This window comes from Sporosarcina beigongshangi, assembly GCF_033485195.1.
GTDB lineage: Bacteria > Bacillota > Bacilli > Bacillales_A > Planococcaceae > Sporosarcina > Sporosarcina beigongshangi.
Map to the genome: position 1 here is coordinate 52,162 of NZ_JAWLIR010000031.1, position 17,662 is coordinate 69,823.

The following is a 17,662-nucleotide window of genomic DNA, read 5'->3' on the forward strand; positions in this document are numbered from 1 at the left end:
CTTCTTTCTTTACTTGCTACAACTCTTAATTCGCTTTTGCAGGTTTACCGTTTTTCGGCTTCGCAAAAATCATTCTTCCTGCCGATGTTTGTAGCACACTCGTCACAACTACATCAATCGCATTGCCAATATGGAATTTTCCTTCTTCCACGACAATCATCGTCCCATCATCTAAGTAAGCAATTCCTTGATTATACTCCTTGCCATCCTTAATAACGACCACATGCATATCCTCACCCGGAATAACTACCGGCTTCACCGCATTCGCCAAGTCGTTAATATTTAACACGGATACGCCGTGTAAATCTGCCACCTTATTCAAATTAAAATCATTCGTAACAACGAGACCGCCCATTTTTTTAGCTAAGCGAACAAGCTTCAAATCAACTTCAGACACATCTGCAAAATCCTCATCCGTAATGAGAATATTCGGTCCATCATCCGTTTGCATTCGCTTCAGAACATCCAGGCCACGCCTACCTTTCGTTCGCTTTAACGTATCGGAAGAATCTGCAATATGTTGTAATTCCGTTAAAACAAACTGGGGTACAACGAGCACACCTTCAAGAAAACCAGTCGCTGAAATGTCAGCAATTCGACCATCAATAATCACGCTTGTGTCCAATATTTTATTAAAATTACTATTTTTTTTCGAAGACGCCTCTTCCGCGTCTCTCTTCTTTAAACCACTATTTTTTGTAGATTGCAAAGCCGTTATGAATTCTTCACGCTTTTTAAAACCAACCTGGAAACCTAAGTAACCGAGAAGAATGGATAATAAAATTGGTGCAATCGATGTGATAAACGGAATCTGCATACTGCTTAAACCAAAACTAGCAAGAAACGCCAAGCTTAAACCAACCATAAGCCCAATCGTCCCAAACAGTAAATCAAAAATCGGTGCCTTCAGTAAACGGTCTTCTAGCCATTTAATAAAATTAACAATTGGTTCAGTTATAAAAAGACTTAGCACAAATAAAATTGTTGCTCCAAGAATGGCGGATACGTAAGGATTATTGATGAACGGATTCGAAGTAAAGGAAAATAATGTGAATAAATGCGGTAAAAATAAAACGCCAAGTGTTCCACCGATAAGCAGTAATGAAACTTGAACTACTCTTTTCAACATATGAACCACCTCCTTTTTTGTAATTATACATGTTTTCCCTACAAGCTGCCTTGATAAGCATTAAATGTACGAAAATTTCCTTCTATATGTGATAGGACTCCGAATCACATATAGAAGTTTCGCTGTTCACATAATTGCCTTCTTGACACTCCTTCATTCCTGCTAGTTCGAAAAGGCAAGTTTTAAAGCATCACTAACCGTTTCTACACCCACTACTTGAATACCTTTCGGATAATCCCAGCCCCCTAGATTGGATGCGGGAATAATAGCACGCTCAAAGCCTAGCTTCGCTGCTTCCGTCACACGTTGTTCGATACGAGAAACTCGACGCACTTCCCCCGTCAACCCAACCTCGCCAATAAAACAATCGGACAAACCAGCTGCCGTATCTTTATAGCTAGAAACAATACTCATCAGCACCGCTAGGTCAATGGCCGGTTCATCCAACTTTACACCGCCAGCCACTTTAATATAAGCATCCTGTGCCTGCAACAGCATCCCTATTCGTTTCTCTAACACTGCCATGAGCAAGGACACACGATTTTGATCAAGCCCTGTCGCCATTCGTTTCGGGTAATTGAAGCTCGATGGCGTGACAAGCGCTTGTATTTCCACAAGAATCGGACGCGTTCCCTCCATCGAGGCAACGACCGTTGAGCCTGCCCCTCCCTGCGAGCGTTCCTGTAAAAATAGTTCCGAAGGATTTAACACTTCTTTTAATCCAGCCTGTAGCATTTCAAAAATAGCAATCTCATTCGTTGAGCCAAACCTATTTTTTACACTACGCAAAATACGGTATGTATGATGCCTTTCCCCTTCAAAATAAAGAACGGTATCCACCATATGCTCTAGCAGTCTTGGCCCTGCAATTTGGCCATCCTTCGTCACATGCCCAACAAGGAAAATAGCGATATTCTTCGTCTTCGCAATACGCATCAATTCCGCTGTACATTCCCGTACTTGCGACACACTTCCCGGCGCCGATGTCACCTCTGGGTGATGAACCGTTTGAATAGAGTCTACAATAACAAACTGCGGCTCTACGCTAGAAATTGTTTCATGAATTTGACTTAAATCTGTTTCTGCAAATATATAAAGCTCATCTGACGCTACACCAAGCCGCTCTGCACGGAGCTTCGTCTGACGAATTGATTCCTCGCCCGAAATATACAGCACGCGCTGCCCTTTATTGGCAAGTAACGATGAGACTTGCAGCAACAGCGTGGACTTACCAATTCCCGGATCTCCACCTATAAGGACAAGCGAGCCCGGGACAACTCCGCCGCCAAGCACCCGGTTTAATTCCTCTAAATCCGTGTCAATCCGCGGCTCCTCTACCGTTTCAATGGCACTGATTGGCATAGCCTTCTGACGAACATTATCGGTATGCTGGAATGCACCTCGCGGGCCTTTTTGAACAATTTCAACTTCCTCGTCCATCGTATTCCATTCCCCACACCCCGGGCAGCGCCCCATCCACTTCGGCGATTCATAGCCACAGGACCTACACATGAATTTCGTTTTTCTTTTTGCCATATTGCCCTCCACATCTATCCATTATGCCTCGACGTAATTGCGTCCAGATTTCGAATCAAGCAAGTACCCCACAGAACACGGCGCACTTAAGTTTCCTTCCTTCGTCTTTATTTATCTGAAGTTTAACCTTAGATGAATGAAGACGAAAAGGACAGCCCAATTCCATCGAAAAACACCTTCGACGGACAGACTATCCCATTCACTTATTATTTTTCCGCTGTAACTTGCTTTTTCTTTTTATCGGTAACGGTCTTGACGGTAAATTCTCCGTCCTCCACATCGACGAGCACTTTTCCACCTGTCAAAACTGTCCCTTTAAGAAGTTCCTCAGACAATCGATCTTCGACGTGCTTTTGAAGGGCGCGACGCAATGGACGAGCACCGTACTCTGGGTCATACCCGGCATCCACAATTTTCAGTTTCGCCTCATCTGTTAACACAAGTTCAATATCTTGCTCTCCGAGACGTTTCGTCAATTCGTTAGACATCAGTGTAACAATTTCACGTAAATGCTCTTTTTCAAGTGAGTGGAATACAATCATTTCATCTACACGGTTTAAGAACTCCGGTCGGAATGCCTTCTTCAACTCACCAAGCATCGTTTCTTTCATACCTTCATAATCGCGTCCTGGCTCCTGTAAATTAAAGCCGACGTAACGATTTTTCTTCAATGCCTGCGCACCTACGTTGGATGTCATAATGACAACCGTGTTGCGGAAATCGACTGTACGACCTTTTGAATCTGTCAAACGACCGTCTTCCAATACTTGTAACAGAATATTGAAGACATCTGGGTGCGCCTTTTCAATCTCATCGAGTAAGACAACAGAGTACGGTTTGCGACGAACTTTTTCCGTCAGCTGTCCTCCCTCATCATAGCCGACATAGCCCGGAGGCGAACCAACAAGGCGTGACGTAGAGTGTTTTTCCATGTACTCAGACATGTCGACACGAATCATCGCATCTTCGTCCCCAAACATGACTTCTGCAAGCGCTCTTGCTAATTCCGTTTTCCCGACACCTGTAGGCCCTAGGAAAATGAACGACCCAATTGGACGTTTCGGATCTTTCAATCCAGCACGCGCTCGACGTATTGCCCGGGAAATAGCCGTCACTGCTTCCGCTTGACCAATGACACGCTCGTGTAGCACTTCTTCCATATTGAGCAATTTCGCCGTTTCTGTTTCGGCGATTTTCGAGACCGGAATACCCGTCCACATCGCCACTACTTCGGCGATTTCGTTGACCGTTACTTCCGATTCTGTTTGCCCTTGTTTTTCTTTCCAAGCTGTTTTCGTCGTCTCAAGCTCTTCTTTCATCTTCTGTTCCTTATCACGGAAAGAAGCAGCCTTTTCGAATTCCTGACTTTGGACAGCCGCATTTTTTTCAGAACGAATGGCTTCCAATTTCAATTCAAGTTCCTTCAAATTAGGCGGTGTTGTATAGGAACGAAGACGTACTTTTGAGCCTGCTTCGTCAATCAAATCAATGGCCTTATCCGGAAGGAAACGGTCAGAAATATAACGATCCGACATTTTCGCTGCTGCTTCGACCGCAGCATCCGTAATTTTCACACGGTGATGCGCTTCGTACCGGTCGCGCAATCCGTAAATAATTTGGATGGTCTCATCGACAGTTGGCTCGTCGACTTGAATCGGCTGAAAACGTCTTTCAAGTGCGGCATCCTTCTCGATATATTTACGATATTCGTCAAGTGTTGTAGCACCAATACATTGCAATTCACCACGTGCGAGAGAAGGTTTCAAAATATTAGATGCATCAATTGCTCCTTCAGCTCCACCTGCACCGATTAGTGTATGCAACTCATCGATAAACAGAATAATATTACCCGCTTGTCGAATCTCTTCCATCACTTTTTTCATGCGATCTTCAAACTCACCACGATATTTCGTTCCAGCAACTACAGTTCCCATATCAAGTGTCATGACTCGCTTGTCACGAAGAATTTCCGGCACTTCATTATTCACGACTTGTTGTGCGAGCCCTTCTGCTATCGCCGTTTTCCCTACACCTGGTTCACCGATAAGCACAGGATTGTTTTTTGTACGACGTGCCAGCACTTCAATCACACGTGTAATTTCCGTGCTACGTCCGATGACGGGATCGAGCGTACCTTCGCGTGCAATTTCTGTTAAATCGCGTGCAAGACTGTCCAATGTGGGTGTTGATGCTGAATTTGCAACACCTTGACTGCCCGCCGAGCTATCATTGCTACCGAGCAGCTGTAGCACCTGTTGACGCGCTTTGTTCAAGCTGACTCCTGCATTGTTTAAGACACGCGCTGCAACCCCTTCACCTTCACGAATGAGGGCGAGTAAAATATGCTCCGTACCGATATAGGAATGCCCTAGCTTGCGTGACTCATCTACCGATAATTCAATGACCTTTTTAGCCCTCGGCGTATAATGAACGATTGGACCGACTTCCTTTGACCCTGCACCGACAAGTTTTTCCACACCTTGCTCGATCGTTTCAAAGCTAACATCTATCGCTTCAAGCGCTTTTGCGGCAATGCCCCCGCCCTCACGAATCAGTCCAAGTAAAATATGTTCTGTTCCGATGGATTCGTGTTTCATCCGAATCGCCTCTTCTTGGGCAAGTTGCAACACTTTTTGTGCGCGCTGTGTAAATCGATTAAACATCATATTCAGTCCTCTCCTTCTCTTTATATAATCAATCAAAGTTCTCATTTATAAGAGGGGATGAAATGTATCCTCTTTTATAGGTATTCAACCGGACATACGAGAACTCCTTTATTCTCCAAATCGACTTTGACCATCTTTGACTTAACTTTACTAAAGTGAAATAAAATGCGCAAAGTACCTGCTCATTCTTCCTTACTTTTTTCTGCCGAAGCCGATACACGCTCGGCATGGAGTCGTTCACGAAATAGTTTCGCTCTAAATATATCCCGTTCTTCCTGTGATAATTCCACATCGGCATATTGCTGTAAAAATCCTGTTTGCATAAAAATCAGTAGTTCATTCAAAATGGACATGTCTATATCTTCAATAATACCAATATCGATGCCCAATCGAACATCTGACAAACAGCGCGCTGCCTCGCCCGACGGCAATAGACGAGCATAGCTAATTGTACCGAGCGAACGGAAAACCCTGTTTTCGAGTGCAATTCGTGATTTCGCCAATAGCAATTCACGTGAATTCCGTTCGTGGGCGATTAAACGCGATGTAATATTGCCTAAATCGACAAGGATTTCCTGCTCCGTTTTTCCAAGTGTCGTCTGATTCGACACTTGATATACGTTGCCAGGTGCCTCGCTGCCTTCACCATAGCTCCCTCGAACGACCATACCGAGTCTCGAAATAGCTGGGATAATACGATCAATTTGCTTAGTCATCGTGAGAGCTGGCAAATGCATCATGACAGAAGCCCGCATACCCGTTCCTGTATTCGATGGGCAACTTGTTAAATAGCCAAAGTCCTCATCAAACGCATATGGCAATTCTTTTTCTAGGTGATCATCTACGCGGTTCGCCTGATTATAGGCGTCCTCGAGCTGAAGCCCCGGGTAGATACATTGGATGCGAATATGATCCTCTTCATTGACCATGACGCTAATGGTTTCATCCTGCGATAGAATGACTGCCCCTTGACGATCTGGATTAGCCAAATGCGGGCTAATTAAATGCTTCTCAACAAGTACTTGACGCTCAAGTGCCGGAAGATCCGCCATTTTCGTATAGGTATACGAACTTTCATCCGAATCGAGCAGGACACCAGCAACAGCCTTATCGACAGCCATTGCATCCTCCTCTTTAAATGCAATCGGAAAATGATAACCCGTTAGGTTGCGAGCTAAACGAATCCGCGTTGACATAACAATGTCAGAATGCTCGCCATGAGCCGTCATCCAACCCGTCACCGCATTGCGCATGAACTTTTCAATCGACATCGCTCGTTTCACCTCCATTGGCAAGGTGTTGCTTTAGTGTATTCGCCTCATCACGTAAAGCTGCCGCTTCTTCAAAATGCTCCGCCTCGACAGCTGCTTGCATTTTCACGCGAATCTCTTCGATTTTCTTTTTAACCGCATACAATTTATTGAATGACACTGGAATTTTCCCTACATGAGTTGAATGACCATTGTGAAGCTTTCTTAATACATGCGGTAATTTGCCACGGAATGTGTCGTAACATGTTGCACAACCAAATTTGCCGATTTCGAGAAACTTTTGGAATGTTAAGCCACATGATGGGCATTCAAGTCCGATTTGTGAACTATCACGCGCTTGCTGCTGTGCTTGAAATGGGTCCGTCCCGCTAAACCAATGTGACAGAAATTGTTGAATGGACAATGGTTCCTGGTTTGGGTCGAAGTGGAATGCCTGTGTTTGGAAAGCACATTTATCACATAAATGACGCTCCACCAAACCGGCTACACTTTCCTGCGTAATAATGACGGAGGCTGGTCGTTCCTTACAATTTTCACATATCACACAATCACCTCATTGTAGTTAAATTGGCATTCAATCTAGTTGCTCATAAATAAGCGTTACGAGCATCGCCTGTAAAATGCGAGCCCGAAGAATATCACGTTCTGGAAGCGGCTGATAGAGTGTTGCACGATCGACTGCGGCTAAAATAAGCCTCGATTCACGCTCCGATATGACATCCTCCTCCATCAACCGATAAACAATATCTTCAGCCATTGTAAAGGAGACTCCCGTTCGAATTCCTTCTAAAATATGTTCAATCAATTCTTTACGCGAATTGGTCTGCACTCGAAAAATCCGAATATATCCACCGCCACCGCGCTTCGATTCAACCGCGTACCCACGTTCAACCGTAAAACGGGTTTTAATCACATAATTGATTTGAGAAGGAACGCATTGGAATTTCTCTGCAACTTCGCTGCGCTTAATGACAATTGCACCTTTCTGTTCTTCTTCGATTATGGCCTTTAAATAACCTTCTATAATGTCAGAAATATTTCGCATGTCCTCACCTCTTTCATCCGGGTGATAAGCCGTTGACTTTGACTATCTTTGACTTAATTGTACATGACGCACCGATTAATCTGCAATTGAAAAGCACTATACTTCAGCAGTATCGGCGTGAATAAGTGACATTTAATCATCCAATTAAAAACAGAGCACAAGAGAAATTCCCCTGTACTCCGTTACATACTATTTCATACTGCTATTTGTCAATGCTTTCACTGGTAAGAATAACTCACCTGTCTCTATATACGTAATCGCCAATTGATCGCCCTCTTGGATATAAATAGCAAGTGGCACTGTTTCAGACGACACGCTAAAGTTCCGTCCATCGGCAGCCAAAAACGACACTACCGTAAAGTCACCGACACGCTCCTTGAAAACACGTACGACAGTCACCGACGCTTGTGCCTCTTCAGCGCCCGAACTACCATCGACAGTACTTCCTCCGCGTTGAAGTGCCGTTTTATACAATTTCAGCGCTTCGTTCGGAGTATTTCCATACACCGATATTTCCGGATTCGCAGCAGATACGATGAAGTAATTTTGCAAGAAGCCATTCGAATCGAGCACCGGCGTTAACCAACTCGCTTCCCCGTAAAAGTTGTACAGTACAGGCATTTCACCAGACCATTTCTTTTCGATAAATTTCTTTTCAATAATTTGAAGAGCACCTTGCGAATCCATGTAGGACTCTTCCAGATTGCCCGTGTAATACGTCGCTTCACCCGTCCGACCATCCGTTAAGGCATAACCAAGCATCGAATCGACACCCTCTTTCGGACTTGTAAAATCAGTGAAATAATACATATGACCATTTTCGTCGAAAATTGGACTCACATTCGCTTCCGTTCCTTCATCCGAAGGCAGTTTCACATCTTTTTTCCCGAATACCGAGTTCCAGAATCCATGAATGTAGTTACCAAAATAACTGTTTTGCAGGCTAACCGCCTCAGGAGAAACTGCACCGTCAATAAATGCTGGTACATCCACAAGTGCATATTGCTTCATATCACCTGTTGCCGGATCCGCTACAACTACCCCTTGTACATCAAAGCCGTCACGTGCTGAAATAAAGTTCCCGTATGTGCGAATATAATGCGGTTTCCCCTCATCATCAATTTCCAGCTGGACATCCCCGTAGAAAATAAGATGTGGCATTTCCATCCGCATATGACGCTCTACTTGCTTATGGAAATAGGACGACGGCGTATAAGCCATTTCAGCCTTCACGAATTTCGGATTGTCTGCCGAATCAGTCGCACTCATCGTGAAATAGCCTGGTGTCGTTTTCCCAGTCCACCATTTGAAAAGACCCGAAAATTCAACAGGTGCGATGTAGACAAAATCCTCGCCTACTTTTTGAATTTGCAGATTACCAAGTTCATAATAACTCGTATTCGGCACTTGGCCGAACGCTTTTTTCATCTTATTGCGCGCAAACTTCGGCGGTACGCTTGCCGGTGTTTTTGTTTCATCAAACGCTTTGATTTCTACCTGCTGATCCATTTCAACTGCCTTATATTTTTCATTGGCATTGAATAATGGCGCGCTCAGAATATAGACGCCAAACGCTAAAGCCCCTAAAAATAAAACGATCTTCAGTTTGCGATCTTTACTCCCCGCAACAACCGCACCTAATAAAGTCACTACGAGCAACGGCCCCCATAAAGACGTCCAGTTGCGATCCATATTGGTTAGATAATAAAAGACAAACACGATGATTGTGCTTAACACAGCAGTGCTTGCCATTGCCGCAACCTTGTTAAACGGGACAGCCACTTTCGTCTCCTTTGTGTTCAACACAAACGGGACAATAATTAAACTAGACACAACCCCTGTAATGATTGAGAAGATAAGTAAATTAACCATCTAAAACACTCTTTTCTATTACTAAGATTTTTTCCATAGCTTTTATACGTTTAAACGATGGAATCGTTTCACTTTTTATGAAATTGATTCGTGTTTATATGAAAAAACGCTAGCAAAATTCGCTAGCGATTTCTTGTCATTTATTCTTTTCTTCGTCTTTTGGAAATAAAAAATAAGTTAAAATCCCACTGACAGCCATCGCACCTAACGTAATATAAATGCGAGACATAGGTGGAACACCTTGGTGACTTTTATTCAACATCATAATACTAACTGTCCCAACAATCATCATGATCGGAATAATATATGTAAAAGCTCTCAACTCGTTCACCTTCTGTTTATCATATTATCTCCATCTTACCACAGAATTTCTAGCATTCTGCAAAGGACGACTTGACGGAAGCAAATTATAACGTTATGATGATTTCAATTATTCGATCAATACTTCATTGACGAAAAAGTTTACTACAACTGCATACTATATTCTTATCAAGAGAAGCAGAGGGAACTGGCCCTATGAAGCTTCAGCAACCTGCCGAAAGGACTGGTGCTAATTCCAGTGGGATCTATCCATGATCCTGAAGATGAGAAGGGACACCTACGTATACTCGTAAAGCCTTCTTTTGAAGGCTTTTTTTATTTTCTTAAAAGCTACAAAATACTTGACGGAAAGAAAGAGAGTGATTTGCGATGCCGAAACATCCTATTGAAGAACAACTACAGAAAAGAATACTCATTATGGATGGCGCGATGGGGACCATGCTACAAAACGCCAACCTTTCTCCCGAGGATTTCGGCGGCGAAGAATACGATGGCTGTAATGAGTATTTAAATATTGTAAAACCCGATGTCCTAGATCGCATTCATCGTGAATATTTAGAGGCTGGGGCAGATATTATTTCGACGAATACATTTGGTGGTACGCCAATCGTTTTGGATGACTATGATTTAGGTGAACAAGCACATGATATTAACTTCCATGCTGCACAGCTTGCTAAAAAGTGTGCGGAAGACTTTTCTACTCCTGAATGGCCGCGTTTCGTTGCAGGTGCAATGGGACCAACGACAAAAACATTATCTGTTACAGGAGGAGCTACATTTGATGGTTTAACCAATGACTTTTACATACAAGCAAAAGCATTGATTGAAGGTGGCTGCGATTTGCTATTGATGGAAACGAGCCAGGATATGCTGAATGTCAAAGCTGGCACACTCGGTATAAAGCGTGCATTTGAAGAAACAGGGAAAGAATTGCCCGTGATGATTTCCGGGACAATTGAACCTATGGGGACGACATTAGCAGGTCAAAGCATCGAGTCATTTTATATTTCAATCGAGCATATAAAACCTCTATCTGTTGGTCTGAACTGTGCAACAGGTCCAGAGTTCATGACAGATCATCTCCGTTCGCTATCAGAGTTAGCAACTAGCTATGTCAGTTGTTATCCAAATGCTGGTCTCCCAGACGAGGAAGGTCATTATCACGAATCACCTGAGTCTCTCTCTAAAAAACTACAAGGCTTTGCTGATAAAGGTTGGTTAAATATTGTTGGCGGCTGTTGCGGAACAACACCTGAGCATATCCGTGCTATTCGTGAAGTCGTAGCTGATAAAAAACCTCGTCAAGGTCCCGAAACTGTTCATGGTCATGCTATATCAGGCATTGAGCCTTTGTTGTATGACGACTCTATGCGTCCGCTATTAATCGGCGAACGAACAAACGTCATAGGTTCTCGGAAATTCAAACAGCTGATCGTTGATGGCAAATTTGAAGAAGCATCCGAAATTGCGCGTGCACAAGTAAAAGGTGGCGCACACGTCATCGATATTTGTCTAGCTAATCCAGATCGCGACGAGCTAGAGGATGTCACGAAATTCATGAAGGAAGTCGTCAAAAAAGTGAAAGTGCCTCTCGTCATTGATTCCACAGACGAGAAGGTAATTGAAGAGGCTTTAAAATATTCACAAGGGAAAGTGATCATTAACTCCATTAACTTGGAGGACGGTGAAGACCGCTACGATGCTGTACTGCCACTGGTCAAAAAGTTCGGGGCAGCTGTCGTTGTTGGAACAATCGACGAACCCGGAATGGCGGTTACGCGTGAACGAAAACTCGAAGTTGCACAGCGTTCCTATGACCTTCTCGTCAATAAATGGGGACTTGCGCCGGAAGATATTATTTTCGATCCACTTGTTTTCCCAGTCGGCACAGGAGACGAGCAATACATCGGATCTGCCGTAGAAACAATTGAAGGCATTCGTCTCATTAAAGAAAAAATGCCACGCGCACTGACAATTCTCGGTGTCAGTAACGTATCATTCGGTCTTCCTCCTGTCGGTCGTGAAGTATTGAATGCTGTGTATTTATATCACTGTACACAGGCAGGGCTTGACTACGCAATCGTCAATACGGAGAAACTAGAGCGTTATGCTTCTATCCCCGAAGCGGAAATTAACATGGCCAATGATTTACTATTCAATACAACGGATGAAACACTTGCCGAGTTCACTAATTTTTATCGGGGCAAGAAAAAAGAGAAAACAGAGGACGATATCCCGAAAACCGTTCCTGAACGCCTGAGCTATTATATAGTCGAAGGTACAAAAGAGGGCTTAATCCCTGACTTAGAAGCTGCTCTTAAGATGTATGATGCGCCCCTCGACATCATCAATGGACCTTTAATGGATGGAATGGCCGAGGTTGGACATTTATTCAATACGAACAAACTAATTGTTGCCGAAGTACTACAAAGCGCTGGCGTAATGAAAGCATCCGTGGCGTTCCTCGAGCAATTCATGGATAAAGCTGAGGGTGACACAGGTAAAGGGAAAATTGTTTTGGCGACTGTTAAAGGCGATGTCCATGATATCGGGAAAAACTTAGTAGAGATTATCTTAAGCAACAACGGTTTTACAGTTGTCGATATCGGTATTAAAGTAACACCTTCAACACTAATTGACGTCATTCGCAAAGAAAAGCCCGATATTATCGGCTTGTCTGGACTACTCGTTAAATCTGCACAACAAATGGTCATCACCGCTCAAGACTTTAAAGCAGCAGGCATTGATTTGCCGATTATGGTTGGTGGGGCTGCACTGACCCGCCGATTTACGGACACAAAAATCGCCGCAGAGTATGACGGTCCAGTGCTATATGCTAAAGATGCGATGTTCGGACTTGAATTGGCGAATCGTCTTCAAGATAAGGACGAAAAAGCAGCTTTGCTCATCGAATTGGATGAACAACGTGAAAAACGAGCGGAAAATGATGCCATTAAAGCCGCGAAAAAAGCAGCCAATCCAGATGCGGAAGAGATTGCGCCACGACCTGTTAAAACCGTGCGCGAAGATGTCCCTGTCCAAGTTCCAAAGGACTTGCGTCGCCGCATTCAAAAAGATTATTCTATTAAGCATCTCTATCCATACGTCAACATGCGGACATTAATTGGCCACCATCTTGGTCTACGTGGCAATGTCAATAAAATGCTTGAAAATAAAGAGCCACGCGCTGTGGAACTGCATGAAATGGTCACTGAATTTTTGGAGTCGGATAATTTATCTGCTTCTGGACTCTATCAATTTTTCCCGGCACAATCCGATGGCGATGATGTCATTGTGTACGATCCAGAAGATGCAAAAACAGAAATTGAACGCTTCACATTCCCACGTCAAAGCAAAGAGCCATTCCTTTGCCTAGCTGACTATTTGAAACCAGTCTCTAGTGGTGTGATGGATTATGTCGGCTTCATGCAAGTGACGGCAGGGCACGGCGTTCGAGATTTTGCTAATAAATTTAAAGAAGAAGGCAAGTTCTTGGAGAGTCACGCTTTCCAAGCAACTGCACTTGAACTTGCAGAAGGATTTGCAGAACGAATTCACCAAGAAATGCGCGACCACTTGGGCACTCCAGATGCAACGGACTTTACAATGCTCGACCGCTTTGCGGCAAAATATACGGGACAACGCTTCTCATTCGGCTACCCTGCATGTCCGAATCTGGAAGACCAAGCTAAATTATTCAAACTGTTAAAACCGGAAGATATCGGCGTCCATCTAACAGAGGAATTCATGATGGAGCCAGAAGCATCGGTTTCTGCAATTGTTTTTGCCCATCCAGATGCAAGATATTTTAATGTGGATTAATTAAAAAAGAGGTGTCTCATCAATCGATTTACCGACTGACGAGAACGCCTCTTTTTAACTTTTTCAAAGGTTCTACTCGTCTTTGATTCCAAAATGCTAAGAGCTGGCGAGAACATCACATGTATGACTCATTTATCTCCATTGTTATCGGCCAAATCCACGTCCGAATCCGCCAAAACCAGGACCAGGACCACCAAAGCCCGGTCCGAAACCTGGACCAAATCCTGGACCAGGTCCTCCAAAACCGCCACCAAACTGCTGACCAGGTCTAGCGAATACTGTTGAGCCCGGCACTGTTCTAGTCGTTTCCGTCACATAGTTACGCGGCACTACCACGGTATGCTGACGGTTCACGTTGACTATTGGATGAATAACAGGAACTTCACGCGGTACAAACGTATCGTGACATCTATACTGTGTTGGACACACAATTGGCTGCATTTGGTTGCTTGGTCGCATTTGATTACAATTGCACTGACCATGCATCCGATTACACCCACACATTCCCTGCATCTGGTTAGAGTTCCACTGTCCATGTTGCATCATACTCTCACCTCCTCCTTCTATTACATGTCAAAAGAAAGAGGACAAACGGGCGAGCAACTAGAGCGGAGGGAAAATGCCAGACTCGTGACTGCGTCATTCGCATTCAACAATGCATATGCTAATGAGCGAATTAGGTTTACTGATAGCTACCTTTAGAAAACTGTACTACCCTTTCTACAAACCCAACTACCCTCTAGCAGAACTGAGCTACCTATCCGCCAAACTCGACTACCCTGCGGAAACCGGACTACCTTTTCCGCAAACTCAATTACCTTATGACAAAACTGAACTACCTAGCTACCAAACTCGACTACCTTTAGGAAAACAAAGCGACTATCACTCCATTACAGAGTATCGATTCCATAGAAAAATCCCCACATCTCTGTGGGGATTACGGTTATTGGTAGTCGCGCGGCAAATCTTCTTCGTCAAAGCCATCCTGTTCTTGCCGTTTTTTCACGACTGGCTCATCTTCTTCATAACGTTCATAAATCGGAGCACCTTCACCAATCATTTTTAGCGAAGCGATGAAATCTCGATTATGCCGTAACTCTACTTCTGCTGGCTCAATAGGTAAACGTTCCATTCAAATCATCCTCCTCAACATATTAACCGCGGCTACATGCGATGGAAAACAACTCACTTACTCTACCCTTTCTACCATTATACTAAATTTTCTGTCATACGTAAATACTTGCGCCTACATCGTGTTAATATTTGTCCAACAAGGTTATACTTACAATAAAGAGGGAGGTCATTCCATGAAACGCATTGTATTATTTGACGGTGATTGCAACTTTTGTGATTCAAGTGTGCAGTTCATTATTAAACGTGACCCCGCCGCCCATTTTCTGTTCACTTCATTGCAAAGCGACAAAGGTGTCGAGCTTGTGAAGCAATATAATATTCCCGCAGATGTCGACAGCTTGGTATTAATTGAAAATGGCAAGGCATTCACAAAATCCTCCGCTGCATTGCGTATTGCGAAAAAATTGGATGGCTTATGGCATCTGTTCTTCCTATTTATACTCGTCCCACGTAAAATCCGTGACGGCGTTTATGACTATGTGGCAAAAAATCGCTACAAATGGTTTGGTAAAAAGGAAGATGCCTGTATGCTGCCGCCTCCTGAGATTAGGAAAAGGTTCATTTGAACGGAATCGAGTTTTCCACGGCGTTATCGCCGCCACGAGCGATTTATCACCACCATGAACTTAATTACCATTACTATTCCAGTTTGTCTGCTGATAAAAGGGCCATCTCATCAACCACAACGAGATGACCCTTTTTGTTATTCACACTTGCAGTTCTTTATTCTCCTCCGCAGTAAACGCTCGGGATCTTGTCAAAAAACGTTTGCCTTCAACCCCTTCGAGTGAAAACATCCCGCCACGCCCATCGACAACGTCAATAATAAGCTGTGTATGCCGCCAATAGTCAAATTGGTTTTTATGCATATAAAATGGAGCTCCTCCAATATGTCCAAGTAGAACGTCTTGATTGCCAATAATGAGTTCCCCATCCGGATAACACATCGGCGATGAGCCGTCACAGCAGCCCCCGGATTGATGAAACATCAGCGGACCGTGTTTTCTCTTCAAAAGCTCCATAAGTTCAAGTGCAGCATCAGTCGCTATTACACGCTCAGTCATCCACACTCGCCACCTTTTCTTTTAAAAGAAGCCTTGTTTATTTTCATTATAACTAACAAGCATATTTTTCGTCTGCTGGTAATGATTCAGCATCATAAGATGATTTTCACGACCGACCCCCGAAGCTTTATAGCCACCGAATGCAGCATGCGCTGGGTAAGCATGATAGCAATTTGTCCACACACGCCCCGCTTGAATACCGCGGCCAAAACGATACGCTGTATTCATATCGCGCGTCCAAACACCTGAACCGAGCCCATATAGTGTATCATTGGCAATTTCAAGGGCTTCTTCTTTCGTTTTGAACGTCGTCACAGACACGACAGGGCCAAAAATCTCTTCTTGGAAAATCCGCATTTTATTATTTCCTTTAAAGACGGTTGGTTTAACGTAATAGCCACCCTCTAACTCGCCTTCTAGTTGATTTTGCTCACCACCAATTAGGCACTCTGCACCTTCTTGTTTACCAATATCTAAATAGGATAGAATTTTCTCCAGCTGCTCCGTTGAGGCTTGCGCGCCCATCATCACTGTCGGATCCAGTGGATTCCCCACTTTAATAGCTTTCACTCGCTCGAGTGCGCGTTCCATAAATTTATCGTAAATCGATTCTTGAATTAACGCACGTGAAGGGCATGTGCACACTTCCCCTTGATTTAGGGCAAACATGACAAAGCCTTCTACAGCTTTATCCAAAAATGCATCGTCCTGATCCATCACATCTTCAAAGAAAATATTTGGTGATTTTCCACCTAACTCAAGCGTTACAGGAATAGCAGCTTGTGAAGCGTATTGCATGATGAGACGACCTGTCGTCGTTTCACCCGTAAACGCAATTTTACCGATGCGCGAGCTTGACGCAAGCGGCTTTCCAGCTTCTAAACCAAAACCATTTACAATGTTAACAACACCTGCCGGCAACAAGTCTTCAATGAGTTCCATCAACACTAAAATCGATGCCGGTGTCTGTTCTGCTGGTTTTAACACGACGCAATTTCCTGCGGCGAGTGCGGGTGCAAGCTTCCACACGGCCATTAAAATTGGGAAGTTCCACGGAATAATTTGTCCAACAACACCAATCGGCTCATGGAAATGGTACGCCACTGTGTCATTGTCAATCTGGCTGACGCCGCCTTCTTGTGCCCGAATCGCACTAGCAAAATAGCGAAAATGGTCGATGGCAAGTGGCAAGTCCGCATTCAATGTTTCACGAACCGCTTTACCATTCTCCCACGTTTCAGCAACGGCCAGCATTTCTAGATTTTTCTCCATACGATCTGCAATTTTTAATAAAATATTGGAGCGTTCTGTAACAGACGTTTTCCCCCAAGCATCTTTTGCGGCGTGTGCAGCATCCAACGCTAATTCAATATCTTCTGCAGTTGATCGAGCTACTTGTGTAAATACCTTCCCTGTCACTGGAGTTGGATTGTCAAAGTATTGGCCATTCATCGGGGATGTCCATTTACCACCGATAAAATTCTCATATCGCTCTTTAAAATTCACCTTTGCTCCTTCTGTGTTCGGAAAAGCATAAACTAGGTTTTCTACCGCTTGAACCATTTTCCATTCCTCCTTGTGAGTTGTATTTGTTACCCCCCGACACTATACGTTGCAAACTCCCTCAATATGCATCAATCGTAAGATAAACACGACCAATACACTTTCAATAAAACAGGATTGCCCCACGCCTCTATTGAATGGTTCAACTATTTGTTTTTGTGATATTTCGACAAGCCGTACATTTATTCACCAATTGTTAACCTCTCGGTAATAGTTTGTTCATATTTTCCTTTTAGAAT

Annotated in this window: 14 protein-coding genes and 1 riboswitch; of the genes, 2 read left to right on the forward strand and 12 right to left on the reverse strand. The window is 43.8% G+C overall.

The window, feature by feature from the left end; genetic code table 11:
* Positions 1-25: 25 nt before the first annotated feature.
* The 8 genes from R2B77_RS13700 to R2B77_RS13735 all read right to left on the reverse strand — a co-directional run bounded on the left by R2B77_RS13700 (position 26) and on the right by R2B77_RS13735 (position 9,841).
* Positions 26-1,129 (reverse strand): PIN/TRAM domain-containing protein, encoded by a 1,104-nt coding sequence (locus R2B77_RS13700; protein ID WP_203247852.1) that lies wholly within the window; start codon positions 1,127-1,129, stop codon positions 26-28.
* 162 nt (positions 1,130-1,291) lie between these two features.
* Positions 1,292-2,665 (reverse strand): DNA repair protein RadA, encoded by a 1,374-nt coding sequence (gene radA, locus R2B77_RS13705; RefSeq protein ID WP_203247851.1) that lies wholly within the window; start codon positions 2,663-2,665, stop codon positions 1,292-1,294.
* A gap of 206 nt (positions 2,666-2,871) precedes the next feature.
* Positions 2,872-5,331, reverse strand: coding sequence for an ATP-dependent Clp protease ATP-binding subunit (locus R2B77_RS13710; RefSeq protein ID WP_203247850.1), 2,460 nt, complete (start codon positions 5,329-5,331; stop codon positions 2,872-2,874).
* Positions 5,332-5,513: 182 nt separating this feature from the next.
* Complete coding sequence (locus R2B77_RS13715) at positions 5,514-6,602, reverse strand: protein arginine kinase (protein ID WP_203247849.1); 1,089 nt, start codon at positions 6,600-6,602, stop codon at positions 5,514-5,516.
* Positions 6,592-7,146, reverse strand: a complete 555-nt coding sequence (locus R2B77_RS13720; RefSeq protein WP_203247848.1) for a UvrB/UvrC motif-containing protein — start codon at positions 7,144-7,146, stop codon at positions 6,592-6,594. Before R2B77_RS13720 ends, R2B77_RS13715 begins: the two co-directional genes overlap by 11 nt.
* Before the next feature lie 30 nt (positions 7,147-7,176).
* On the reverse strand, positions 7,177-7,647 hold the full coding sequence (locus R2B77_RS13725; protein WP_203247847.1) for a CtsR family transcriptional regulator: 471 nt from the start codon (positions 7,645-7,647) through the stop codon (positions 7,177-7,179).
* Between the two features lie 189 nt (positions 7,648-7,836).
* Positions 7,837-9,519 carry a hypothetical protein gene (locus R2B77_RS13730; RefSeq protein WP_203247846.1) on the reverse strand — a complete coding sequence of 561 codons (1,683 nt, stop codon included), beginning with the start codon at positions 9,517-9,519 and terminating at the stop codon, positions 7,837-7,839.
* Positions 9,520-9,655: 136 nt separating this feature from the next.
* A complete protein-coding gene (locus tag R2B77_RS13735) occupies positions 9,656-9,841 on the reverse strand; it encodes a hypothetical protein (RefSeq protein ID WP_203247845.1) in 186 nt (61 codons plus the stop codon).
* 161 nt (positions 9,842-10,002) lie between these two features.
* Positions 10,003-10,110, forward strand: a riboswitch (SAM riboswitch).
* A 99-nt stretch (positions 10,111-10,209) separates the two neighbouring features.
* Between R2B77_RS13735 and metH the strand changes: the two genes are divergently transcribed.
* Positions 10,210-13,662, forward strand: coding sequence for a methionine synthase (metH, locus tag R2B77_RS13740; protein WP_203247844.1), 3,453 nt, complete (start codon positions 10,210-10,212; stop codon positions 13,660-13,662).
* Positions 13,663-13,806: 144 nt separating this feature from the next.
* Here the strand turns inward: metH and R2B77_RS13745 are convergent, their stop codons facing one another.
* Both R2B77_RS13745 and R2B77_RS13750 read right to left on the reverse strand, forming a co-directional pair.
* Complete coding sequence (locus R2B77_RS13745) at positions 13,807-14,208, reverse strand: hypothetical protein (protein ID WP_203247843.1); 402 nt, start codon at positions 14,206-14,208, stop codon at positions 13,807-13,809.
* A 397-nt stretch (positions 14,209-14,605) separates the two neighbouring features.
* On the reverse strand, positions 14,606-14,794 hold the full coding sequence (locus R2B77_RS13750; RefSeq protein ID WP_203247842.1) for a hypothetical protein: 189 nt from the start codon (positions 14,792-14,794) through the stop codon (positions 14,606-14,608).
* A 175-nt stretch (positions 14,795-14,969) separates the two neighbouring features.
* On the opposite strand from R2B77_RS13750, the gene R2B77_RS13755 reads away from it, so the two are divergent.
* Entirely contained in the window at positions 14,970-15,362 is a 393-nt protein-coding gene (locus R2B77_RS13755; protein WP_203247841.1) for a thiol-disulfide oxidoreductase DCC family protein, read from the forward strand.
* 141 nt (positions 15,363-15,503) lie between these two features.
* On the opposite strand, the gene R2B77_RS13760 is transcribed toward R2B77_RS13755, so the two are convergent.
* Together R2B77_RS13760 and adh are read right to left on the reverse strand one after the other, a co-directional pair.
* Complete coding sequence (locus tag R2B77_RS13760; RefSeq protein WP_203247840.1) at positions 15,504-15,860, reverse strand: DUF779 domain-containing protein; 357 nt, start codon at positions 15,858-15,860, stop codon at positions 15,504-15,506.
* A gap of 21 nt (positions 15,861-15,881) precedes the next feature.
* A complete protein-coding gene (adh, locus tag R2B77_RS13765) occupies positions 15,882-17,423 on the reverse strand; it encodes an aldehyde dehydrogenase (RefSeq protein ID WP_203247839.1) in 1,542 nt (513 codons plus the stop codon).
* Between the last annotated feature and the right edge of the window lie 239 nt (positions 17,424-17,662).

Coding starts and splice junctions, on each gene's coding strand:
- R2B77_RS13700 (WP_203247852.1), bottom strand. CDS start 1,129: ATGTTGAAAAGAGTAGTTCAAGTTTCATTACTGCTTATCGGTGGAACA.
- radA (WP_203247851.1), bottom strand. CDS start 2,665: ATGGCAAAAAGAAAAACGAAATTCATGTGTAGGTCCTGTGGCTATGAA.
- R2B77_RS13710 (WP_203247850.1), bottom strand. CDS start 5,331: ATGATGTTTAATCGATTTACACAGCGCGCACAAAAAGTGTTGCAACTT.
- R2B77_RS13715 (WP_203247849.1), bottom strand. CDS start 6,602: ATGTCGATTGAAAAGTTCATGCGCAATGCGGTGACGGGTTGGATGACG.
- R2B77_RS13725 (WP_203247847.1), bottom strand. CDS start 7,647: ATGCGAAATATTTCTGACATTATAGAAGGTTATTTAAAGGCCATAATC.
- R2B77_RS13730 (WP_203247846.1), bottom strand. CDS start 9,519: ATGGTTAATTTACTTATCTTCTCAATCATTACAGGGGTTGTGTCTAGT.
- metH (WP_203247844.1), top strand. CDS start 10,210: ATGCCGAAACATCCTATTGAAGAACAACTACAGAAAAGAATACTCATT.
- R2B77_RS13745 (WP_203247843.1), bottom strand. CDS start 14,208: ATGATGCAACATGGACAGTGGAACTCTAACCAGATGCAGGGAATGTGT.
- R2B77_RS13750 (WP_203247842.1), bottom strand. CDS start 14,794: ATGGAACGTTTACCTATTGAGCCAGCAGAAGTAGAGTTACGGCATAAT.
- R2B77_RS13755 (WP_203247841.1), top strand. CDS start 14,970: ATGAAACGCATTGTATTATTTGACGGTGATTGCAACTTTTGTGATTCA.
- R2B77_RS13760 (WP_203247840.1), bottom strand. CDS start 15,860: ATGACTGAGCGTGTAATAGCGACTGATGCTGCACTTGAACTTATGGAG.
- adh (WP_203247839.1), bottom strand. CDS start 17,423: ATGGTTCAAGCGGTAGAAAACCTAGTTTATGCTTTTCCGAACACAGAA.